The organism is Vibrio jasicida CAIM 1864 = LMG 25398, from assembly GCF_000400365.1.
Classification (GTDB): Bacteria; Pseudomonadota; Gammaproteobacteria; order Enterobacterales; family Vibrionaceae; genus Vibrio; species Vibrio jasicida.
The window spans coordinates 1-22,845 of sequence record NZ_BAOG01000141.1 but is presented as its reverse complement, the minus strand read 5'-3'; the positions used below and the strand labels follow the sequence as shown (position 1 = coordinate 22,845).

Annotated in this window: 19 protein-coding genes and 1 rRNA gene; 3 read left to right on the top strand and 17 right to left on the bottom strand. The window is 47.3% G+C overall.

From position 1 onward, the window contains the following. Positions 1-79 (top strand): 5S ribosomal RNA (rrf, locus tag VJL_RS30570); the annotation flags it as partial. Between the two features lie 318 nt (positions 80-397). Here the strand turns inward: rrf and VJL_RS24925 are convergent. The 10 genes from VJL_RS24925 to VJL_RS24880 form a co-directional block, all read right to left on the bottom strand. Further along, the gene (locus VJL_RS24925) at positions 398-1,387 is read right to left on the bottom strand and encodes a sensor domain-containing diguanylate cyclase (protein ID WP_038882015.1); all 990 of its coding nucleotides are present in this window, start codon (positions 1,385-1,387) and stop codon (positions 398-400) included. A gap of 224 nt (positions 1,388-1,611) precedes the next feature. Then, positions 1,612-1,908 (bottom strand): DNA-binding transcriptional regulator Fis, encoded by a 297-nt coding sequence (gene fis, locus VJL_RS24920; protein ID WP_000462885.1) that lies wholly within the window; start codon positions 1,906-1,908, stop codon positions 1,612-1,614. Positions 1,909-1,931: 23 nt separating this feature from the next. Next, on the bottom strand, positions 1,932-2,900 hold the full coding sequence (gene dusB / locus VJL_RS24915) for a tRNA dihydrouridine synthase DusB (protein WP_038882017.1): 969 nt from the start codon (positions 2,898-2,900) through the stop codon (positions 1,932-1,934). Between the two features lie 139 nt (positions 2,901-3,039). Continuing rightward, complete coding sequence (prmA, locus tag VJL_RS24910; protein ID WP_038882013.1) at positions 3,040-3,927, bottom strand: 50S ribosomal protein L11 methyltransferase; 888 nt, start codon at positions 3,925-3,927, stop codon at positions 3,040-3,042. Between the two features lie 130 nt (positions 3,928-4,057). Beyond that, entirely contained in the window at positions 4,058-5,401 is a 1,344-nt protein-coding gene (accC, locus tag VJL_RS24905) for an acetyl-CoA carboxylase biotin carboxylase subunit (protein WP_038870929.1), read from the bottom strand. A gap of 14 nt (positions 5,402-5,415) precedes the next feature. After that, entirely contained in the window at positions 5,416-5,880 is a 465-nt protein-coding gene (gene accB / locus VJL_RS24900) for an acetyl-CoA carboxylase biotin carboxyl carrier protein (protein ID WP_038882012.1), read from the bottom strand. A gap of 60 nt (positions 5,881-5,940) precedes the next feature. Beyond that, complete coding sequence (gene aroQ / locus VJL_RS24895; RefSeq protein ID WP_038882011.1) at positions 5,941-6,390, bottom strand: type II 3-dehydroquinate dehydratase; 450 nt, start codon at positions 6,388-6,390, stop codon at positions 5,941-5,943. 305 nt (positions 6,391-6,695) lie between these two features. Continuing rightward, positions 6,696-8,648 (bottom strand): acetate--CoA ligase, encoded by a 1,953-nt coding sequence (gene acs, locus VJL_RS24890; RefSeq protein WP_038882010.1) that lies wholly within the window; start codon positions 8,646-8,648, stop codon positions 6,696-6,698. Positions 8,649-8,866: 218 nt separating this feature from the next. Continuing rightward, positions 8,867-9,499: a 3'-5' exonuclease gene (locus tag VJL_RS24885; RefSeq protein ID WP_005440406.1), complete on the bottom strand. Its 633-nt coding sequence runs from the start codon at positions 9,497-9,499 to the stop codon at positions 8,867-8,869. 35 nt (positions 9,500-9,534) lie between these two features. After that, entirely contained in the window at positions 9,535-11,361 is a 1,827-nt protein-coding gene (locus tag VJL_RS24880; protein WP_038882009.1) for a DUF294 nucleotidyltransferase-like domain-containing protein, read from the bottom strand. A 241-nt stretch (positions 11,362-11,602) separates the two neighbouring features. Between VJL_RS24880 and VJL_RS24875 the strand changes: the two genes are divergently transcribed. Beyond that, positions 11,603-12,793 carry a 3-phenylpropionate MFS transporter gene (locus tag VJL_RS24875; RefSeq protein ID WP_038870944.1) on the top strand — a complete coding sequence of 397 codons (1,191 nt, stop codon included), beginning with the start codon at positions 11,603-11,605 and terminating at the stop codon, positions 12,791-12,793. 142 nt (positions 12,794-12,935) lie between these two features. Beyond that, entirely contained in the window at positions 12,936-16,367 is a 3,432-nt protein-coding gene (locus VJL_RS24870; protein ID WP_038882007.1) for a hybrid sensor histidine kinase/response regulator, read from the top strand. 56 nt (positions 16,368-16,423) lie between these two features. Here the strand turns inward: VJL_RS24870 and VJL_RS24865 are convergent, their stop codons facing one another. The 7 genes from VJL_RS24865 to VJL_RS24835 form a co-directional block, all read right to left on the bottom strand. Then, the gene (locus VJL_RS24865) at positions 16,424-17,809 is read right to left on the bottom strand and encodes a class II fumarate hydratase (RefSeq protein ID WP_038882006.1); all 1,386 of its coding nucleotides are present in this window, start codon (positions 17,807-17,809) and stop codon (positions 16,424-16,426) included. A 16-nt stretch (positions 17,810-17,825) separates the two neighbouring features. Continuing rightward, positions 17,826-18,206 carry a hypothetical protein gene (locus VJL_RS24860; RefSeq protein WP_038882004.1) on the bottom strand — a complete coding sequence of 127 codons (381 nt, stop codon included), beginning with the start codon at positions 18,204-18,206 and terminating at the stop codon, positions 17,826-17,828. Between the two features lie 215 nt (positions 18,207-18,421). After that, positions 18,422-18,907, bottom strand: coding sequence for a hypothetical protein (locus tag VJL_RS24855; protein WP_038882003.1), 486 nt, complete (start codon positions 18,905-18,907; stop codon positions 18,422-18,424). Between the two features lie 259 nt (positions 18,908-19,166). Then, positions 19,167-20,894: a sodium:solute symporter family protein gene (locus VJL_RS24850; RefSeq protein ID WP_038882002.1), complete on the bottom strand. Its 1,728-nt coding sequence runs from the start codon at positions 20,892-20,894 to the stop codon at positions 19,167-19,169. A 12-nt stretch (positions 20,895-20,906) separates the two neighbouring features. After that, positions 20,907-21,170 carry a DUF4212 domain-containing protein gene (locus tag VJL_RS24845; RefSeq protein WP_005448273.1) on the bottom strand — a complete coding sequence of 88 codons (264 nt, stop codon included), beginning with the start codon at positions 21,168-21,170 and terminating at the stop codon, positions 20,907-20,909. Positions 21,171-21,370: 200 nt separating this feature from the next. Beyond that, on the bottom strand, positions 21,371-21,997 hold the full coding sequence (locus tag VJL_RS24840) for a MarC family protein (protein WP_005448274.1): 627 nt from the start codon (positions 21,995-21,997) through the stop codon (positions 21,371-21,373). Positions 21,998-22,287: 290 nt separating this feature from the next. Next, positions 22,288-22,845, bottom strand: a 558-nt coding sequence (locus tag VJL_RS24835; protein WP_038882001.1) for a response regulator transcription factor, incomplete at its 5' end; no start/stop codon positions are given.

The window sequence follows — 22,845 nt, the reverse complement described above, 5'->3', positions numbered from 1 at the left end:
TTCCGAACTCAGAAGTGAAACGAATTAGCGCCGATGGTAGTGTGGGGTTTCCCCATGTGAGAGTAGGACATCGCCAGGCTTTAAATTTGAAGAAGCCCACTCGAAAGAGTGGGCTTTTTTGCATTTGGAGCAAAGTAAATTTGAGAACTCCTCTATAAAGGCACATCACTTTCTAAAGTCTGTATATCTTTCCTGTTTACTATATTGATCATTAGATAGTGCTAACGCACTACCTAGTCTCTCACAATGTCACCACCTTCCACGCCTCTAGAACAGCCTTAAGCTCGTTGTTAAAACATATTGGGCATGCCTAGCCTCATACTAGATGTAGGTATAAGAGCTAAGTGTGAGCGTTTTAAGGGAGAAGTGGGACGTTGGGTAGTATGGATGATAAGGGTTAAGAAACTTTTTGGATTCTTAAGTTGGTAGAGTGCTGAAGTTTGACGTCAGGAATATTGCCATGATACAGAGTGACTTGATTACGTCCGGAGTGTTTTGAGTAATACATGGCTTTATCTGCGTTAACCATTAACTCTTTTGCGCTCAATACTTGCCCGTCATACTCCGCGATACCAATGCTAACCGTTGTACTGATTTCGATACCATCTATTTTGCATGGCGCGTTTTGGATCGCTTGTCTGATCCTTTCTGCTATCTCATAGGCTTGTATTGCGCTGGTGTTGGTTAGGATCATGGCAAATTCTTCCCCTCCTAAACGACCAATAAAGTCAGTGCCACGGATTGCACGTTGGCAAATCTTGGCCACATGATTGATTACTTGATCGCCGGAGAAGTGCCCAACCTGATCGTTGATCTCTTTGAAGTGATCAATATCAATCATAACGCAAGTTAGGGTTTGAGATGGATGCGAATGCGAGCTCAGAGACCTATCTAGGCTGGTTAAGAATGCTCGGCGATTCAACACACCTGTTAATTCATCTGTCTCTGAGAGCTCTTTGAGGCGCCTTTCTAGCAGATGCGTTTTGGTGACATCACGCACGGACCAAATCACCAAGTTTTCATCACCTTGAATGCTTTCTACGGGTTGAATGATCGCTTCAAACCACGTTTCTTCTGGGTTCTCTAATGCTTCTAGTTCTTCTATTGGCATTAAAAGGTGGTCTTGCAGAGCGATACTGTATTTGACGACCTTAGGCTCGTTAGAGCGAAGCACATCGTTAATATAACCGATTAACTCAGCGGCTTTACTCGGCGATAAAACATCGTTTAACGTGAGGTTGGTGTAGCTTTGTGCATTGAAGTGTTTTGAATGGTAAGTACCACCGAAGCTTTCGATATAGTGGCCTTGCTCATTGAGGATAAAGACATGATCAGGGAGGGTATTCAAAATGGCATGAAGCCAATTGTCCCTTTCTTTGTAAATCATGAGGTTAGTTCCTTTATCCAATGTAAGTTGTTGATTATATCTGTTTGTATTGAGTTCACAATCAATACTGATCACAGTTCAAAGCATCAGACTTGACTAATGTTTGTACAAAGGTGAGGGAGAAGCGTTTGGAAGAGTTGAAGTGTCAGGAGCTTGAAGCTAATAAAAAAGGCTTAGCCAGCAATGGCTAAGCCTTTTTTACAAAATTACTGTATGAACTGATATTAGTTCATGCCGTACTTTTTAAGTTTTTTGCGAAGAGTACCGCGGTTGATGCCCATCATAGTTGCTGCGCGAGTTTGGTTACCGCGAGTGTACTGCATGATGGTATCTAATAGTGGCTGTTCAACTTCAGCTAGAACTAATTCGTATAGTTCAGTTACTTCCTGGCCGTTTAGTTGAGCTAGGTAGTTTTTAAGAGACGCTTTAACAGAGTCACGTAAAGGCTTCTGAGTAATCTGGTCTTGTGACGTTACTGTAGTTACTGTTAATGCTTCTGAAGTCAGATTTTGTTCGAACATATTCGGTCTAGCTCTTCTCTTAATTATGATGCAACGTTATCAAAATAACCCTCTAATGCCTCAAGCTGCAGCTCAGCTGCATCGATAGCATTGAAGGTACGGCGAAACTCACTCGCTTGTTCATGCTCTTTTAGGTACCAACCAACGTGCTTACGCGCGATACGTGGACCTAAGAACTCTCCATAGAAATCATGCAGAGCGTTAACATGACCAAGCATAATGGTTTTCACTTCCTCACTTGGAAGCTCATCCATTGTGGTGCCGTTTTCCAAATAGTGATGGATTTCCTGGAAAATCCAAGGACGACCTTGGGCAGGGCGTCCAATCATTAAAGCGTCTGCACCGGTGTACTCCAGTACAAACTTCGCTTTCTCCGGGCTATCGATATCACCGTTTGCGATAACCGGAATGGATATAGCGTGTTTAACCGCTTTAATGCTGTCGTATTCGGCCTCACCTTTGTACATACACGCTTTTGTTCTGCCATGCAGTGCAAGAGCCTGTATGCCGCAGTCTTCGGCTAATTTAGCGATGTGAACACAGTTTTTATTTTCTGTGTTCCAGCCAGTACGGGTCTTTAACGTTACAGGAACGTCTACCGCGTCCACTACCGAAGTCAAAATCTCTTTGATGATGTCTGGGTACTGAAGCAGTGCAGAACCCGCCAGCTTCTTATTCACTTTCTTTGCTGGGCAGCCCATGTTGATGTCGATGATTTGCGCACCGTTTTCAACACTGAATTGAGCCGCATCGGCCATAAGCTGTGGATCGGAACCGGCAATCTGTACAGAGCGAATGCCCGATTCGCCTTCATGCACCATGCGCTGTTTCGACTTTGACGTTCCCCATAGTTTCGGGTTAGCAGACATCATTTCACTGACGGCCATTCCCGCACCATAGCGAAGACACAACTCGCGAAACGGTCTATCCGTTACACCAGCCATAGGGGCTACGATTAGATTGTTCTTAAGTTGATAGTTTCCGATTTTCAAAACGTCATCACAGTTCTGTACCAGCAAGGGCGCGCATTTTACGCATTTTTTTACTGCGTGAAAAGACTAATATTTGAGCATTTACAAATTGTTTTTGTAATTTGTATGAAATTCAAACAATTAGCCCTAAAAACCTTGTCTAGCCTTGCTTACGACCGGAGATACGACACCATTCGCTTTGCTCCGCGATTGGATCAATGTGAAGCTCATCACGGTAATAGTTCGCTACGTCTTCTGCTTGAGTGTCTAAAACACCCGACATCGCCAGGTCACCATTTGGTTTAACCAAACCTTTAATGATAGGTGCAAGTTCACGTAATGGACCAGCAAGAATGTTAGCAACAACCACATCAGCGATCAGGCCTTCAGGTTGGTTTTGAGGAAGGTACACTTCTAATTGGTCAGCAACACCGTTGCGCTCTGCGTTATCGCGAGAAGCTTGAAGAGCTTGAGGATCAATATCGATCCCGATAACTTTACCTGCGCCAAGTTTGATCGCAGCGATCGCAAGGATGCCTGAGCCACAGCCAAAGTCGATAACCGTTTTACCAGATAGGTCTAAATTCTCTAGCCATTCTAGGCAGAGTGCAGTCGTAGGGTGGGTGCCTGTACCGAAAGCCAGACCAGGGTCAAGCATAACATTAACCGCGTCTGGTTCAGGAACATCACGCCAACTTGGACAAATCCATAGACGTTCGCCGAACTTCATTGGGTGGAAGTTTTCCATCCATTCGCGTTCCCAGTCTTTGTCTTCTAGCTGTTCTACTTTGTAAGCAAAATCGTCTGCTAGCATGCCGCTTGCTTTGATTTGAGTGATGATGAAGTTTGTATCTGCTTCTGCATCGTACAGTGCCAGAATGTCAGTATCGCCCCATAAGCGAGTCTCGCCAGGTAGAGGTTCGAATACGGGCGTATCCTGCGCGTCTAGGAATGTTACAGACAGCGCACCAGTCTCTTCCATTAGCATGTCGCCGATTTGCTCAGCGTTTTCATTGGTCGCGTTGAGTTTGATTTGAATCCAAGGCATTTGTTTTTGCTCTTAAAGTGAATGAAGTGGCGCAGAGTTTACCAGAACTCTACGATTTGTTTGAGTATAGACTTTATACAAAACAAAAATGCCCACAGATGTGGGCATTTATTATGAGGTTAGCGAAGGCTTATTGTAGGCCTAGCTTCTTCTCTAGGTAGTGAATGTTTGCACCACCGTGCTGGAAGTTCTCATCATTCATGATTGACTCTTGTAGAGTAACGTTAGTCTTGATGCCTTCAATGATCATCTCGCCTAGTGCGTTCTTCATACGTGCAATCGCTACATCACGGTTCTCACCGTAAGTGATCAGTTTACCAATCATTGAATCGTAATGAGGTGGTACTGTGTAGCCTGTGTAAATGTGGGATTCCCAACGAACACCCATGCCGCCTGGCGCGTGGAAGCGTTCAATCTTACCTGGTGAAGGTAGGAAGCGCTCTGGGTCTTCTGCGTTGATACGACACTCAATCGCATGGCCGCGGATCTTGATATCATCCTGAGTGAATGAAAGTGGCTGACCTGCTGCTACGCGTAACTGTTCTTTAATTAGGTCAACACCAGTAACCATTTCTGTCACTGGGTGCTCAACCTGAATACGAGTGTTCATTTCGATGAAGTAGAACTCACCGTTCTCGTATAGGAATTCGAACGTACCTGCGCCGCGGTAACCGATTTCTAGACATGCACGTGTACAACGTTCACCGATGTACTTACGCATCTCTTCAGTGATACCTGGTGCTGGAGCTTCTTCAACAACCTTCTGGTGACGACGCTGCATAGAACAGTCACGTTCACCTAGGTGGATCGCGCCACCTTGGCCATCAGCAATTACCTGAACTTCAACGTGACGAGGGTTCTCTAGGAATTTCTCCATGTAAACCATGTCGTTGTTGAACGCAGCTTTTGCTTCTGCACGGGTCATTGCGATAGCTTCAATAAGATCGCCTTCTGAGCGAACAACGCGCATACCACGGCCACCGCCACCACCAGAAGCTTTGATGATTACCGGGTAGCCGATACGCTTAGCGTGGGCTTTATTTTTGTCTTCGTCGTTATCTAGTGGACCGTCAGAACCTGGTACACAAGGAACGCCAGCTTTTTTCATTGCGTTGATTGCTGACACTTTGTCACCCATTATGCGGATGGTGTCTGCTTTAGGACCAACGAAGATGAAACCGCTGCGCTCTACTTGTTCAGCAAAGTCTGCGTTCTCAGATAGGAAGCCGTACCCCGGGTGAATCGCAATTGCACCCGTCACTTCTGCTGCAGAAATGATGCGAGGGATGTTCAGATAGCTGTCGATACCACGAGCTGGACCGATACATACTGTTTCGTCTGCGAGTAGTACGTGCTTAAGATCGCGGTCAGCAGTCGAGTGTACTGCCACAGTCTTAATGCCTAATTCTTTACAAGCGCGAAGGATACGAAGTGCAATTTCACCTCGGTTCGCGATGACTACTTTATCTAGCATAAGGCAAGCCCCGCTTATTCGATTACAACTAGTGGTTGGTCGAATTCAACTGGCTGGCCGTCTTCAACTAGGATTGCAGTTACAACACCTGATTTGTCCGCTTCAATTTGGTTCATCATTTTCATCGCTTCAACGATACATAGTGTATCGCCAGCATTTACGCTCTGACCAACTTCAACGAATGACTTTGAATCTGGACTTGGAGAACGGTAGAAAGTACCAACCATTGGAGAAAGAACTTGGTGACCTGCAGGAACTGCTGCTGGTGCCTCTGCTGCCATCGCTGGAGCGTCAGCGACCAGTGCTGCCACTGGAGCAGGTGCTGCTACTGGAGCTGCTGCGTAATGAACTGGTGCTGGAGCAGCGGGTGCGCCGTGACGACTGATTCGTACCGACTCTTCACCTTCAGAAATCTCTAGCTCAGCAATGCCAGACTCTTCAACTAACTCAATTAGCTTTTTGATTTTACGAATATCCATCTTTTCTTTCTCTTTTATCTTGTGATTAAGACAACCCTAACGGGCTGCAGAGTGTTTGGTCTACTTTGCCTGCAATTTCGCAATTGCTGCAGACAGAGCAAATTCATAACCTTGCGCACCTAAACCGCAAATTACCCCTTCCGCTTTATCAGAGAGGTAAGAATGGTGACGGAACGTCTCACGGGCATGAACGTTCGATAGGTGCACCTCGATAAATGGGATGGCTACGCCAAGTAGTGCATCTCGCAGCGCAACACTGGTATGAGTGAAGGCTGCTGGATTGATAATGATGAAGTCCACCTTGCCGTACGCGGCATGAATCGCTTCAATCAGCTCGTACTCACGATTAGATTGCAGGTGTTCAAGTTCCACCCCAGACTTGTGAGCCTGTTCAGCTAAAGCGTCAACAATCTGTGCTAGGGTGTTGTTACCATAGTGTGTCGGTTCACGCAGGCCTAATAGATTAAGATTTGGCCCATTTAGAACAAGAATCCGTGACTTTGCAGACATTGTGTTGCTATCTTCCTTTATCGTGAGCAGAACGTTTATATTCCCAAATATACGATAAATCAGCACGATTTTTTTGTTAAAACCGCGCAAATTTTAAAAAATCGACCAAGATTATAGCTAATTCACAGCAATTAGCAGCAATTTACTGGTCTAATCTCCCAATAGCCCCCGCCATTTCTGTAACCCAGTTAACAAAAACAACATAATTGCCACGTTTCTTATGTGGTTTATTTTGCATCCACACACAAAAAAGCCGCCATATGCAATGGCGGCTTTGAGACTAGCGTTTAAAACAGGGTTGGGTGTTATGCCAGTTCTGCTTTTTCTGCGATCAGCTTGTCTACTACGCTTGGATCGGCCAGTGTAGAAGTGTCTCCTAAGTTACTGGTATCACCCGTTGCAATCTTACGCAAGATACGACGCATGATCTTGCCGGAGCGAGTTTTCGGTAGCGAGTCTGTCCAGTGCAGCACGTCTGGTGTTGCGATTGGACCAATCTCTTTGCGCACCCAATTTTTTACTTCTTTATGTAATTCCGCTGATGGGAACTCACCATCATTAAGCGTGACATAAGCGTAAATTGCCTGACCTTTGATGTCATGAGGAATACCGACAATCGCCGCTTCTGCAATCTTATCGTGTGCAACCAGTGCTGATTCAATCTCTGCGGTACCCATGCGGTGACCCGACACATTCAATACGTCATCTACACGACCAGTGATCCAGTAGTAACCGTCTTCGTCACGACGAGCCCCATCACTGGTGAAGTACATGCCTTTGAAGGTAGAGAAGTAGGTTTGCTCAAAGCGCTCATGGTCGCCGTAAACGGTACGCATCTGACCTGGCCATGAATCAAGGATCACCAAGTTACCTTCTGCAGCGGTTTCTTCGATGATGTTACCTATGTTGTCCACTAACGCAGGTTGTACGCCGAAGAATGGGCGAGTTGCAGAGCCTGGTTTCAGGTCTGTTGCCCCTGGTAGTGGCGCAATCAAGATACCGCCCGTCTCTGTTTGCCACCAAGTATCAACGATCGGTGAGTTTTCATTACCAATGGTCTTGTAGTACCACTCCCATGCTTCTGGGTTGATAGGTTCACCTACTGAGCCCATTACACGCAAGCTTGAACGAGATGTTCCGGCTACCGCTTCGTTACCTTTTGCCATTAGTGCACGAATCGCTGTTGGTGCAGTGTAGAGAATGTTTACTTGATGTTTATCAACCACTTCACTCATGCGAGCCGTGCTTGGGTAGTTTGGTACACCTTCGAACAGAATGGTTTTCGCACCGTTCGCCAGTGGGCCGTAAATTAAGTAAGTGTGGCCTGTAATCCAACCCACATCCGCCGTACACCAGAACGTTTCACCTTCTTGGTAATCAAACACGTATTTGAAGGTCATGGTAGCGTACACTAGATAGCCGCCCGTGGTGTGCAGCACGCCTTTTGGCTTACCTGTTGAGCCTGAAGTGTAAAGAATGAATAGAGGGTCTTCCGCTTTCATCTCTTCTGGTGGGCATACATCAGAAACGACAGCCGTTGCTTCGTGCCACCAAACGTCACGGTGCTCGTGCCAATCAATGTCGCCGCCCGTGCGTTTTAGAACGACAACTTTGTCGATGGTTTTTACTTCTGGGTTCGTCAGTGCTTCATCAACGTTTTTCTTCAGTGGTACTGCGCGACCACCACGAACGCCTTCGTCAGCAGTGATTACGATTTTCGCATCTGAGTCGATGATACGACCGGACAGGGCTTCTGGTGAGAAACCACCAAATACCACGGTATGAACTGCACCAATACGCGTACATGCCAGCATTGCGATAGCCGCTTCTGGCACCATTGGCATGTAAAGACAAACCACGTCACCTTTGTGCACGCCTTGCTCTTTTAGTGCGTTAGAGAACTTACACACTTCTTTGTGTAGTTCATTGAATGTGAGGGTTTTGTCGTCAGCAGGATCATCGCCTTCCCAGATGATCGCGACTTCATCGCCACGCTCGGCAAGGTGGCGGTCAATACAGTTTGCAGATACGTTCAGCGTGCCGTCTTCGAACCAACGAATGTCGACGTGACCAGTATCGAAAGAGGTGTTTTTAACTTGAGTGAATGGCTTAATCCAATCGACAACTTTACCGTGTTCGCTCCAGAAGCCTTCAGGGTCGCTTACCGACTGCTGATACATGGCTAGGTAAGTGTCATTATCCGCATGCGTATGGTTTTTAATATTTTCTTTTACCGGATAAACGTGGGCTTCGCTCATGGCTTCTCTCCTTGTGCCTTTAATTCTCGACCTTCGTCTTTTGTAGGGCTGTTTCCGTTCTTTAGTCTGTGATTCATCAAGAACGTTGCTGTGCATATAACTGTCAGTCACAGCGCGTATTTCCACAATTAGACTTTAGGATGAGAGTGAGGAATGCGCCGCGATATTGCTGAATTTAAAGCGAATGTGGGAGGTGGATCGAAAGCTGAGTCTTAAGCCTATTGGGTATAAGGCACGCTCAGGTTTGGTAAATCGCCTTTGGTTAGACGCACATACACCAAAGCCGCGGATTTTGCGTCTTGCAGGGCATCGTGTTTGTCTTGAATCGGTAGCTCGAGGTGCTTACAAATTGCATCAAGACTTAAGTCGAAGTAGGCGTTAGGTAAATGACGTTCGAGCTTGTCGTGATAAATCTGGCTCACTTCGATAAGCGGGTTAGGGAGTGGGAAGCCTAAATGCCTCAGACAAGCGAGGTCGAGGATCTTTTTGTCATAGCGAATGTGGTAGCCAACCAAAGGGCGATTACCGATAAAGTCGAGTAACTTGATGAGCGCTTCTTTTTCGCTGATACCATCCACCAAATCTTGGTGGCGGATATGGTGAATTTTTACCGAGCCTGAATCGAGTGATTGTGGGGCGCGCAGTCGAACTTCGAACGGTTTGCTGGTGATGATGCGATTGTCGATGATTTTTGTCGCAGCGATGGTGACCAGCTCGGCACGGTTGGGATCCAAGCTGGTGGTTTCGCAATCGAGAGAGACAAACTCGCCTTTTTGCGGCGAACAAAACAGTGGCTGATAAGGTGATCCTTTCAGCTTGTAATGCCAGTATTTCCTTTGTAGCCAATTCATCCCTGTTACCTCTCGTCTTATTTGCCTAAAAGACTCTAATCACGGATTTGATAATGGAAGCCTAAGAACTGCTTAAACTTTTTCACCACGTGTAAGCTGTGGCGTAGCAGGTCTCGTTCTGTCCTGTCTAACTGTTTGATGTCGATGTTGTTGAGTGCTTCCTGCTTACTCAATTGCTGGTTCAAACGGATCTTGAAGAACAGCTTCAGCGCCTCATTGAGGTTATCGGCGGTTTCTGGTTCTAAGATGCGTTTGTTTCTCAGTGCTTCGATACGCTCGAAGGTGTTCTTCTCTTCAATCGCGTATTCCAATGCCAAAGTGCGAATACCATGCACAATTGGGAAGATGCCGCCGCGCTTAATATCCAGCCCGTCCTTGGCACTTTTTACGTTGCCAAATAGAGTAAGAGGCACGGAAAATTGCAGTGCAGGGCGAGTGAAATCGGACAGAATCAACATGCGATCTTCCATGCTGTCTCTGAGGTGCTCGGCGATAGGTGTGAGCAACTCTCGATTGCCTGCGACCGCATGAGCGTCGCTGAAGATGGCTAAATCCATGATTTGTTCTGGCTGTGCTTTAGCAATCCAACCATCGAGCGTTTTAATCCAGTCTTGCTGCGTTCGGACCCACTTCGGATTGTTAACCATGACTTTGCCAGGGCAGAGTGGATAACCCAGTTGTTGCAAGGTATGGGTGAGGGTTTGCATCACTTCGGCGCAATGTTCCCATTCCAGCCCATCTTGGATGATCAATGCATTATCTTGATCCGTTTTAAGGATTTGCTCTCCACGACCTTCCGAGCCAAGCACAATCAGACAGCAGTGATCGTGCAGTGCTGGTGGCACCACAAGCTCAAACGCTTTTTCGATGATTTGTTCGTTTACGGCAGATATCAGCTCCATGATAAAGCGAGTACGGATGCCATTGGTTAGCAAGCTGTCCACCAACTGACGCTGTCGATTAGAAGCAAGGGCTAACTCTCCCACGCTGCTGGCTCGTGCAATACTGAGTGTCAGTACGTGTGAGTGAGTGGAAAACGCACTGAGGATTTGCGTCATGTCCAACATACCGACCGCTTGACTGCCTTCGCACACCATTAGACGCTTCATGCGATTGCGCGTCATGGTGATCATGGCGTTAAACAAGAAGTCACCATCATCCACGTGATAAACCGGGAAGGTGGCTATCTCACTTACTGGCGTATCGAGTGAGTGGTCGTCAAGCATTACGGCATGGAGCATATTGGTTCGCGTCACTATCGCGTAGGGATGCGCCGATGGATATTGCTCTAAGCGCGGGTCATCTTGGTTAAGCTGAACCAAAGCGGCATCAATGCCATTGTCTTTAAGTGTTTTGGTGACTTGATTAATTGGCATATCAGGTGCCAATAGCATCGGTGGATGATAGATGCTGCTATCGACTTTAGTCAGAATGAATTCCGCTAGGTTTTGCTGTTGTTGAGCGGCTTCAATGAGGGCTTGGCGTTTGGATAAGTTGTTATCGAAGTAGGCAGCGAACTGTCCGTTCTCGTTATACAGCTCAAGAAACACTTCTTTGGGCAGCAAGTACGAGAGGGTATCTTCCAGTGCCACATACTGATGGCGCACGCTTTCTTCAAACAAAGAGCGTACATCAAACATGTCGTCGTTAGCGTAGTGAGCAAACACTTCGTCTTGATCTTTTGAGCGCTCTTCTACAGCGCCTTTAATCAGCACGTGCAGGTGAGGGTTGTCTTGCCCACAAGCTAAGATGACATCTCGCGTTCGGTAGTACGCCACATCAAGAGACGAGCGCAGTCGATTTTGCTGTGCGTCAGTCAGGCGGTCGAACGGTGGAGATTGCATATTAAATTTGTCAGGCATGAGAGCACCTAAATTTGGTGGGAACACATTCTAAGTCTGACAAATTTCCCTGTCGAAGCCAGACGACTTTGGTCTAAATCGTCACAATCTAATTTTGCATTTCGAGACCCTGTGCCATTGAGGAAACGGTAAGTTGCCGATTCTTCCCTTTTTCTATTACGCATTGCGATCCATAATTCCGCGTCCCAAACGTTTACGTGGCGGAAGTCGTTAGTTTTTGTCGTTTTTTAGGATGTCAGTGATGTTGAAACCCTCTCCGTATGGCTGGATTTCCCAGTACTTTCTCGGATTCTTTTTTGCGTATGGCGTGTATCTGCCATTTTGGTCGTTGTGGTTTAAAGAGCAGGGCGTTTCTCCAACAGATATTGGTCTGTTAGTTGGTCTAGGTTTGGCGACGCGCTGTGTGGCGAACATGGTACTCACCCCACGTCTACATAAAGTCGAACACATCATGCCTGCCCTACGTTGGTTGAGCTTTGCTGCCCTCATTTTTGTTGGTTTCCACTTTTTCACTGGTGGCAACTTTTGGTTAATGGCACTCGCTACCATCTTGTTTAACTTGTGCTGTGGCCCGGTGGTACCTTTGTCGGATGCGATGGCGAACTACTACGCGCGTTTGAAAATGCTCGATTACGGTCGTACCCGTTTGTGGGGCTCGGTTGCCTTTATTGCAGGCTCGACTGTGGTGGGTTACTTGGTGGCAGAGTTTGGCTCTGACATGATTTTGTACACGGCGATGGTCGGTGTCTTTATCTCGCTCTTATTTGCAATGCGTAACACCAATCCAATGCCAGTGACACGCGAAGGTCAACATTCTGAACGTCCAAAACTTTCTGCATTGCTTACGGATAAGCCGGTCGTGAAGTTCCTTGTGTTGATGGCGTTAATCCAAGGTAGCCACGCGGCGTACTACGGTTTTAGTGCGATTCACTGGAAAGCGGCTGGTCACTCAGAAGATGTGATTGGCTACTTATGGAGCTTGGGCGTGGCAGCTGAAGTTGCTGTGTTTGCTCTGAGTAAGCGTCTATTCGCTGGCTGGTCTTTACGCACTCTGTTTGTGGTTGCGGCTGGTGGTGTGATGCTACGTTGGGGCATGACTGCGTCTACGACCTCTATTTTGGCGTTGGTGGTAGTGCAAATGCTTCACGGCGTGACGTTTGCAATGGCGCACATTGCCGCGATTCAATACATCCAGAACTCCGCTGAGAACAAGATGGTGGCATTGCAGGCACTGTATAACGCAATCCCACTTGGTGCGTTTATCGCGTTGATGACGGTGATCAGTGGTTGGGGCTATGAGCACTGGGGGGCGAATATCTTCTGGTTGATGGCGGCGATGGGCTTTATTGCACTGTTTATCAAAGTTGAGCCTCAAAATGATGAAAGTAATGTGGTTGATCTCTCAGCTAATGCTCCCGAAGCACAGAATTAAGCTTCTGTGACAGAGATTAAAAACTAACCTTTGTCTCTGTTGTGAAAGCAGTGTTAAATGAAACCTCTCCCTTATGGAGAGGTTTTTTATTCCTTGCTTTAAAAACAGCAAGAAAGGCAAGAAAAGTAAGAAAGGATATCGGATGCAAGGATGGCTAGTGATTCCCGTTTCTTTGGCGTATTTGGGAATCCTGTTTTTAATCGCTTGGTACGGTGACAAACAAAAGAGATGGTTAGCGCGTTGGCGACCATGGATCTACAGTTTGTCGATTGCGGTGTACTGTACGTCATGGACCTTCTATGGCACGGTCGGACAGGCGAGCAACAACCCTTGGTCCTTCCTACCCATCTATATTGCGCCGATCATCGTGTTTACCATCGGCTGGCGCGTCCTCGCTCGGCTGATCTTGATTGCTAAACGCGAGCACATCACCTCCATTGCCGATTTCATTGCCGCCCGCTATGGCAAATCACAAGGCTTGGCGGTGGTTGTCACCTTAATCGCGGTGGCAGGCATCCTTCCATATATCGCTTTGCAATTGCGTGGCATCACCATGGGGTTGGAGATCATCGCGCCAGATTTAGCATCTGATCTCAGTTATCAAAACTACAGCGTATCTTGGTTTGTGGTCGGGGCTATGGCGATCTTCACCATGCTGTTTGGTACGCGTCATATCGATAACACCGAACATCACCGCGGCATGATGATGGCGATTGCGTTTGAATCAGTGCTTAAGTTGGTGGCGTTTTTAGTGGTGGGTGTGTTTATTGTTTGGCTCGCGATGGATACCGAGAGCTTCCACCTTGCCGATATTGCAGCTGAAACCTATGAGTCCCCTAACATTCCGACTTTGTTGATTCATACTATTCTGACCATGTTGGCGATTGTCTGTTTACCACGTCAATTCCATACCATGGTGGTCGAGAATGAACGCGCGCAAGACTTACACGTCGCCCGTTGGCTATTCCCACTGTATCTGATTCTGATGGGCATTTTCGTTCTGCCAATCGCGTGGGTAGGGCAAAGCCTGTTGAGTGGCAGCCCTGCCGATACGTACGTGATCAGCGTGCCGATGGCGGTGGGCGCGAATGACATCGCCTTACTGGCATTTTTGGGCGGTACTTCCGCGGCAAGTGGCATGGTCATCGTCTCGACCATTGCCTTAGCGATCATGGTATCTAACGATTTGGTGATGCCGCTGATTCTGCGCCGAATGAAGTTATCAAAGCGTAATCATCACCATTTTTCTACGCTGTTATTACGCATACGTCGTGGGCTGATTCTGCTTCTTTTGATTGGTGCATGGGGCTTTTATCAGGCTTTAGATAGTATCCACTCACTCTCTGCGATAGGTTTTCTCTCGTTTGCTGCGATTACTCAATTTGCTCCGTCTCTGCTTGGCGGTATGTACTGGCGTCAGGGCAACAAGAAAGGCGTGTATGTCGGTCTGCTGGTGGGGTTCACCATTTGGTTGATTACTTTAATGAGCCAAACCGACATGCTGGCGGGCGATGCAAGTAATAACTTGCTGATTTGGTTGATCACTCCGCCTGATTTATTGGCAGGTTTTGGTATTGCTGTTTCTGACTGGGGCATGATCCTCAGCGTGGTGGCGAATACCGCGTGTTTTGTCGCGGTATCACTAGCTACGCGCCCAAGCATAAGTGAACGCTTACAATCGGCGTCATTCGTCGGTACGCCGTTGCCTGAAAGTGAAAACATCAGCTTGTATCAGAGCCGTGTAACGGTCAGTGAACTGGAGATGTTAGCGTCGCGATTTGTTGGACGCACGCGAGTGAAATCCGCCTTTCAAACCTATTGGAGTCAGCAACGCGAAGAGCTGCTTCCCAATCAGCAAGCCCCCTCTACCTTAATTCGACACACCGAGCGCGTACTTGCCGGTGTGTTTGGTGCCTCTTCAGCTAAGTTAGTACTTACTTCCGCTTTGCAAGGAAGAAATATGCAGCTTGAAGAAGTTGCGACCATCGTTGATGAAGCCTCAGAGCTGTATGATTTCAGCCGTGGCTTATTGCAAGGTGCGATTGAACACATTGGGCAAGGCATCGCAGTGGTCGACAAACAACTAAGACTGGTGGCATGGAACCAACGTTATCTGGAGTTATTTGTTTTCCCGCCGGGATTGATTCAGGTCGGGCGTCCGATTGCGGATGTGATTCGTCACAATGCCGAGCAAGGTTTATGTGGTCCGGGTGACCCTGAAGACCACGTTCGTCGCCGCGTTTATCACCTTGAGCAAGGCACGCGACATACCTCTTCCCGAGTACGTCCAGATGGTCGCGTAATTGAAGTGCAAGGTAACCCAATGCCTGGTGGTGGGTTCGTTATGAGCTTTACCGATATCACCGTGTTCCGCGATGCGGAGCAAGCTCTGAAAGACGCTAATGAGACACTAGAAGAACGCGTTCGTGCTCGTACTCGTGAGTTGGAACAACTGAACAAACAGCTGGTGGCAGCAACGCAACGTTCTGAGCATGAGTCACAATCCAAGTCGCGCTTCTTAGCGGCGGTGAGTCATGATTTGATGCAGCCGCTGAACGCCGCGCGCCTGTTTGCTTCTTCATTGTCGGAAGTTGCCAAAGACAGTGAAACCCAAAAGCTGTCGACCCACATTGAGAGTGCATTAGGCGCAGCAGAAGATTTGATTGGTGACTTGCTGGATATTTCGCGTTTGGAATCGGGCAAGTTGGACGTTAATGTGCATGGTTTTGCAGTCAATGATGTGTTGGCAAACTTGAATGCGGAATTCAGTGCGTTGGCGAAACAACAAGGCATTGAGTTCACCATGATCCCGTCGTCTTTGATGGTGAAGTCCGACCCGAAATTGCTGCGCCGCGTGGTACAGAACTTCCTTACCAATGCGTTCCGTTATAGCCCGAATGGCAAAGTGGCGCTCGGTGTGCGTCGCGTACAAGGGCGAGTGCGTATTGATGTATGGGACAACGGCATGGGCATCGAAGAAGAGAAGCAACAAGAGATCTTCGAAGAGTTTAATCGTGGTACTCAAGTCCGTTCTGACCAAGGTTTGGGGTTAGGCTTAGCTATTTCGAAAGGTATTGCTCAAGTACTAGGGCATGAAATCTCGATGCGTTCTTGGTTTGGTCAAGGCAGCGTGTTCTCGATTACCTTAGATAAGGCAGAGAAGGTGCATATTCCGGCAGTCAAAGCAGTGAAGAGTGCACAATCTGACTTGAGCCATATTCGTGTGCTGTGTGTCGATAATGAGCCAGATATTCTGGTCGGTATGGAAAATCTACTTTCGCGTTGGGGCTGTGATATTCGCATTGCGACCGACATCGTTGAGAGTTTGAAAGCGATCGAAGACGGTTGGCTGCCGGATGTGATTTTCTCCGATTATCGTTTAGACAATGGTCGAACAGGATTAGAAGTGTTGCAGCAATGCCGCTTGCGTCTGGGTAATCGCTTTGAAGGGGTGATCATCAGTGCCGATCGAACCGATGACATGATGGAAGGCATTAAAGCCAATGGGTTCAGTTTTATCGCCAAACCGGTGAAACCTTTGAAATTACGTTCGGTACTCAATCGAGTCGCCTAGAAAAAAAGACCTCCGATTGGAGGTCTTTTGCTTTAAGGGGGTGATCGGTCGGTGGCTTATTCTGCAACACCGCCTTGAGTCAGTTTGGCTGGATCGAGCAATCTTTCTAATGTAGAGCGATCCAAGTCCGTTTCTTCTTCCGCGACATCAATGATAGCGCGACCTTGTTTGTAGGCTTTCTTCGCCACTTCGGCTGCTTTTAGGTAGCCAATCACAGGGTTAAGTGCGGTGACCAGAATCGGGTTCTTCGCCAGTACGACATCAAGGTTGTCTTGGCGCACTTCAAACGTCGCGATGGCTTTGTCTGCCAAAGCAACGGCGCTGTTCGACAGCAGTTCAATGCTTTCTAGTACATTGTGAGCTATCACTGGCAGCATTACGTTAAGTTGGAAGTTACCTGATTGACCTGCAACGGTAATGGTCGCGTCGTTCCCAATTACTTGTGCCGACGCCATGGCTGCTGCTTCTGGAATCACAGGGTTCACTTTGCCCGGCATGATAGAAGAGCCCGGTTGTAACCCTTGCAGTTCGATTTCACCTAAGCCGGCTAGTGGACCTGAGTTCATCCAGCGAAGATCGTTTGCGATCTTCATGATCGCAACTGCTGCAGTTTTGAGCTGTCCCGATAGGGCAACGATCGCATCCTGACTGCTGAGATTGAAGAAGAAGTTTTTGCTTGAAGCAAACTCGATGCGCGTTGATTGTGTTAGGTTATCGGCAAAAAGATCGGCGAAGCGTGGATCGGCGTTGATCCCTGTCCCTACCGCTGTTCCGCCTTGGGCTAACGCTTTCACAACTGGCAGTGTTTGTTCGATGGCTTGTTTGGCGTGCTCGATTTGGAACTGCCAGCCACCAAGCTCTTGGGCGAAGGTAATTGGCATCGCATCCATGAGGTGCGTGCGACCTGTTTTCACCACATCTTTTAGGGCTTGTTGCTTAGCCTCTAGTGTTTCACTTAGGTGGGACAGTGCAGGCAGTAGCTGTTTTTCAATCGCAATTGCAGAGCTGACTTGAATTGCGGTAGGCACTACGTCGTTACTGCTTTGACCCATGTTGACGTGATCATTTGGATTGACCGTTCCGCCTAGGTGCTCAGACGCCAATGTTGCAATCACTTCGTTGGCATTCATGTTTGAGCTGGTGCCCGAGCCGGTTTGGAATACATCGATAGGGAATTGGTCGAGGTGTTTACCATCAATGATGGCTTGCGCGGCATCGGCGATGGCATTGGCGATATCACCTTCTAGCAAGCCAAGTTGAGCATTGGTGAGCGCTGCAGTTTGTTTGATGTGAGCAAGAGCTTGGATAAAGCCCGTCGGCATGGTGTGTTTGCTAAAAGCGAAGTTATCGACAGCACGTTGAGTTTGGGCTTGATACAAAGCGTTCACAGGGACTTTGACTTCGCCCATGCTATCCGCTTCGATACGGAATTCCGTGGTCATGGTAGGTTCCTTTTGTTTAATCGAGTGGCGTCTGTATCAGACGTAATTGTTGTTGTAATGAGAGAAATTTCATATCGCCATCCTCAAACTGGTAGTAGTAGCGTTTGAGACAAAGTAGCGGAGTGTGAATGGAATCGAGGCAGACTCGGCGGAAGATACGACTACGAGTAGGGTCTTGAATCGCGTCGAGAAGATGGAAGTAGACTTGGCGCAAATACAGCTCGCACAGCAACAGGTTTTCGTGCTCTGCATCGTGATCGTAGATGGACGACAGCACCATACCCCAATGGATGTAATCATGAATCACATCGGGTTCGAATCCGCTTGGCGCATACACATGAAGGAATCGGTCTTGCGCTTTAAAAAAGGCGTTGTAGATGGCTTGGCTGCTGTCCATAGTTACCTCGATATTTAAGATAATGATAATTATTATCAATTAATTGTCGATTAGCAACCACAGCTTTTTTGAGGAAATAACACAACAAAAAAAGCCGATACTCGGACTCAGTATCGGCTGAAGTGGGTGAGCTCAATCCCTACAATTAAGCTCGGTATTCTTTCGCGAGATAAGGTTGGCTCAAATGCGTCTTCAAGCTTTATGGAGCAGGTAAGTTATTTGTCCGTAAACAGGGTTTCGTATTTCACAAACGCCGTTTGCGTTTCACCGTAGTAGAGCGTGCCTTCAGATTGAATCGCAACACGTAACCAACTCTCGGCTGATGCAGGCTTAGGCAAAGTGATGGTCCAGTTTTGTCCGGCTTGATCCGCTGGCGTCATGTCAATTGGCTGTGCGTTTTGCTCTTGGCTATCCACCACTGAAAGCTTCACCCCTTCCAGTGGATAAGCAGCATGTAAAGACAACTCTAAGCTATCTGGCGTCAGCTTTTCTGAGCGAAACTTCACTTTAAAGTCGCCATTCTCCATATCACACAAGCCACTGGTGTAACGGCAATTCGACTTGCTGGCCAGCTTGTAGCTTTCCCCTTCTTTAGCTGCATGAGGTTTCTCACTCAGAGCCATGTCTGTACCGAAATAAGCGATTAAAGACAAAATTGGGGCGATCAACAGGGCGATAATAAAGTGCTTGTTTTTGAACATAAAATACTAATCCCATCAATTATCTGTTCATTTTTACTGGCTAAAATCGCTAATAACTTCGTTAAAGATTTTGAAGTTAGAGCAACTAGCTTGCTGCAATCTTTGCCTTGTTCTAAGCGATTTTTCCGCGTAACCCCTGAACATATAATCAATGGCATTGGTATGCTTCCTTGCTACGGTTCAGGGAATATCTAATTATTAGAATAAGTTAAGTGAATAAAAAAGCCCCAAGCGGGGCTTTTGTGGTTTGCGTTATATTTTAGTGGTCTACCGCACCGCCAGCGCCTGCTGGTACACGTACGTGCTCGACTAGGTCTTTTACTTCTTGTGGTGTTTCTGCTGTTACTCTTGATACAGCGAACGCCACAATAAAGTTAAATACCGCACCAATTGCACCAAATGCGTTTGGTTCAATACCCAGGAACCAGTTCTGCCCCCAACTTTGTAGGTACGTCCAGTCAGCAACAAATAGGATGCCTTTATGCTGGAATACGTAGAATAGCGTGATACTGATACCTGCAATCATACCCGCGATTGCGCCTTCTTTGTTGATGCTCTTACTGAAGATACCCATCATCAACGCAGGGAAGATGGAGGATGCCGCCAGACCGAAGGCGAGGGCTACCGTTCCTGCTGCAAACCCTGGCGGATTCAAGCCCAAGTAGCCGGCGACTGCGATGGCGACCGCCATAGAGATTCGACTCGCAAGCAGCTCTTTCTTCTCGGATATATTTGGATTGATCACGCCTTTGATTAAGTCATGTGATATCGCGGACGAGATAGCCAATAGTAGACCCGCTGCCGTCGATAGTGCAGCTGCGAGACCACCTGCTGCAACCAACGCGATGACCCAATTTGGTAGTTTAGCAATCTCTGGGTTTGCTAATACCATGATGTCACGGTCAACTTTTAGCTCGTTAGTCGCTGGGCTTGATGTGTACTCAATCAGGCCATCGCCATTCTTATCATCAAAGCCTAGCAGGCCTGTTTTCTCCCAGTTCTTGAACCAGTCAGGGCGCTCGTCATAAGCAAGATGCTGACCAGGAGCTGGGTTAACCGTATCCATTAGGTTTAGACGTGCCATTGCAGATACTGCCGGCGCTGTTGTGTAAAGGATCGCAATGAAAAGTAATGCCCAACCTGCTGATGTACGTGCATCACGTACTTTAGGCACGGTAAAGAAGCGAATAATGACGTGTGGTAGACCCGCAGTACCGATCATCAGTGACATGGTGTAAACGAACATGTTTAACGTATCGCCACGAACTTGAGTAGTGTATTCACTAAAGCCGAGTTCGGTCACCACCTGGTCGAGCCGATCGAGCAGATAGACATCAGTGCCTTGGATGGTACTACCCAGACCGATCTGTGGTAGTGGGTGACCTGTTAGTTGCAGAGAGATAAAGATTGCAGGAATAGTGTAAGCCAAAATGAGTACGCAATACTGAGCAATCTGCGTGTAGGTAATGCCCTTCATACCGCCCATTACGGCGTACATGAATACGATACACATACCAATCAATAGACCGGTTGAGTAATCCACCTCAAGGAAGCGACCGAACGCCACGCCTACACCTTTCATCTGACCGATAACGTAAGTCACCGATGCGATGATAAGACATACAACCGCTACGATACGCGCTGCGTTAGAGTAGAAACGCTCACCTACGAATTCTGGCACGGTAAACTTACCGAACTTACGTAGGTATGGTGCAAGCAGAAGTGCAAGCAGTACGTAACCGCCAGTCCAGCCCATTAGGAATACCGAACCGCCGTAACCCATGAAGGCTATCAAGCCTGCCATTGAGATGAACGATGCTGCTGACATCCAGTCTGCTGCGGTTGCCATGCCATTAGCGATAGGGTTTACACCGCCGCCTGCTACATAGAATTCTTTGGTTGAGCCCGCACGTGCCCAAATCGCAATACCGATGTAGAGGACGAATGTCGCGCCAACTACAAGATAGGTAATAGTTTTCAAATCCATCTGAGTTACTCCTTACTCATCCACGCCGAATTCACGGTCGATTTGGCGCATCTTCCACGCGTAGTAGAAAATAATACCGAGGAAGGCATAGATGGAGCCTTGCTGAGCAAACCAGAAGCCTAGTTTGTATCCACCTAATTGAAATTGATTAAGTACGTCGACAAATAAGATGCCGCAGCCGAAAGACACTACGAACCAAATGACCATTAGGGTAATCATGAGCTTCACGTTCTTGTCCCAGTAGGCTTTGGCTCTTTCTTCGCTTTCAAATGCCATTGCCGTCTCCTTACGATTGGTATTGTTGTTAAAAAAATGTTTCAACATGTACATTAGCAAGGCACTGGCAAGAACTCTTTTCAACTTTAGTCGGGACGCTAAAAAGCAAAAACGCCCGTTTTTAGGGCGTTTGAGAGGAGGTGGGAATAAAAGTGTGATGTTAATTTGATGTTAAATTAGCCAAAGGTCTAAGAGTTTTATCAATTAACATAGAAATCTTTTATACCAAGCAGCAAATTATTCAGTGCAACAGCGGCAAGGATAAGCCCCATTACGCGGCTGATGATGGCTGCACCTACGTTACCAATCACTTTTTGAATCGTGTTTGCACCCAGTAACAAGAAGAGGGTAACCAGAAGTACCGCAATCATGACGCCTGCGGTCATTGCTTGGTCGACGAAAGAGTAGCGATTGTTATCGGTGAGCATCACGATGGCCATCATTGCACCCGGCGACGCAATCGAAGGAATCGCAAGAGGGTAAACGGCTAAGTCAGCGAGATCCGAGTGGCTGACTTCTTCGCCCAGTTTTTGCTCTTGTTCTGGCTTGCTTTCACCAAAGATCATCGACAATGCAAACAGTAATAGCACTAAACCACCAGCGGCTTGGAAGGCCGGTAATGGGATTTGCATTGCTTCCAGTAACAACTGACCGGCAATAAGAAAGAACAGCAACACACCCATTGAAATGGCAATGGCTTTTAATGCGACGAGACGACGCTGTTTTGCCGTAAGGTGCTGAGTCTGCGATAGATAAACGGGTACTGAACCAATCGGGTCGATGACGGCCCAGAGTACGACGAATTGAGTGACGAGAATACTTAACAAAGTATGACCTCCCAGAGTTAGCGGTTTAACAGAGGGATGAAGAGGCTGTGTGTGACAGTCTATGCCGATCGTAGCCAGTAATTGCTTATTCTAGCTTGTGAAAACGCTCGATAACGGCGTTAAAAATTTCGATTGTAGGAGAACTACTTATCAAAAATTTTCGCCTTGTTCTCAAGCCTTTTTCCTACGCTATTTATAAGCTCTGACTCACTGTGATTGGCACTATCATTTTAACGTCTATTGTTCTTTTTGCGTCATATAAATGTGAATTGGTTATATTTATTAACACATTACTGCTCTGATTCCATTTGTTGCAGCAAAATAACGGCTTGAGTGCGATTCTTGACGCCTAATTTTCGGAATATGGCGGTCATGTGTGCTTTGATGGTGGCTTCTGAGACATTGAGCTCGTAAGCGATTTGCTTGTTGAGTAAGCCATCCGATAGCATGCCGAGCACCTTGTATTGTTGAGGTGTCAACGCAGCAATCTTTTCTGCTAAGTCATTACATGCTGCGTTATTGGTGATCAAGCCTTCAGGGAAGAATGGGTCGCCGTTCAGCACTTGGTTAAGGGCACTGACAAGTTCACGCATGTCGCTTGATTTAGGAATAAAGCCAAATGCGCCGTGGCTTTTTACTTGGCTAACCACTGCGGGTTCTTCGCTGGCAGAAACCACGACGATTGGTAGGTCTGGGTATTCTGCACGTAAGTGAATCAGACCGGACATGCCGTTTGCACCTGGCATTTTGAGATCCAGCAGCACTAGGTCGGGCTCTTCTTCTTTTTTAAGGAGTGTCAGGAGTGCATCTAAAGAGTCAGCTTCGAGGAGGTTAGCACCACTCACCGC

Bases quoted from the DNA above. Each gene is read 5' to 3' on its own strand.
- aroQ (WP_038882011.1), bottom strand. From the start codon at position 6,390: ATGTCTGCAAAGTCACGGATTCTTGTTCTAAATGGGCCAAATCTTAAT.
- VJL_RS24865 (WP_038882006.1), bottom strand. From the start codon at position 17,809: ATGACCACGGAATTCCGTATCGAAGCGGATAGCATGGGCGAAGTCAAA.
- VJL_RS24880 (WP_038882009.1), bottom strand. From the start codon at position 11,361: ATGCCTGACAAATTTAATATGCAATCTCCACCGTTCGACCGCCTGACT.
- VJL_RS24845 (WP_005448273.1), bottom strand. From the start codon at position 21,170: ATGGCATTTGAAAGCGAAGAAAGAGCCAAAGCCTACTGGGACAAGAAC.
- VJL_RS24870 (WP_038882007.1), top strand. From the start codon at position 12,936: ATGCAAGGATGGCTAGTGATTCCCGTTTCTTTGGCGTATTTGGGAATC.
- acs (WP_038882010.1), bottom strand. From the start codon at position 8,648: ATGAGCGAAGCCCACGTTTATCCGGTAAAAGAAAATATTAAAAACCAT.
- prmA (WP_038882013.1), bottom strand. From the start codon at position 3,927: ATGCCTTGGATTCAAATCAAACTCAACGCGACCAATGAAAACGCTGAG.
- VJL_RS24925 (WP_038882015.1), bottom strand. From the start codon at position 1,387: ATGATTTACAAAGAAAGGGACAATTGGCTTCATGCCATTTTGAATACC.
- VJL_RS24885 (WP_005440406.1), bottom strand. From the start codon at position 9,499: ATGAATTGGCTACAAAGGAAATACTGGCATTACAAGCTGAAAGGATCA.
- VJL_RS24860 (WP_038882004.1), bottom strand. From the start codon at position 18,206: ATGGACAGCAGCCAAGCCATCTACAACGCCTTTTTTAAAGCGCAAGAC.
- VJL_RS24850 (WP_038882002.1), bottom strand. From the start codon at position 20,894: ATGGATTTGAAAACTATTACCTATCTTGTAGTTGGCGCGACATTCGTC.
- fis (WP_000462885.1), bottom strand. From the start codon at position 1,908: ATGTTCGAACAAAATCTGACTTCAGAAGCATTAACAGTAACTACAGTA.
- accB (WP_038882012.1), bottom strand. From the start codon at position 5,880: ATGGATATTCGTAAAATCAAAAAGCTAATTGAGTTAGTTGAAGAGTCT.
- VJL_RS24855 (WP_038882003.1), bottom strand. From the start codon at position 18,907: ATGTTCAAAAACAAGCACTTTATTATCGCCCTGTTGATCGCCCCAATT.
- accC (WP_038870929.1), bottom strand. From the start codon at position 5,401: ATGCTAGATAAAGTAGTCATCGCGAACCGAGGTGAAATTGCACTTCGT.
- VJL_RS24875 (WP_038870944.1), top strand. From the start codon at position 11,603: ATGTTGAAACCCTCTCCGTATGGCTGGATTTCCCAGTACTTTCTCGGA.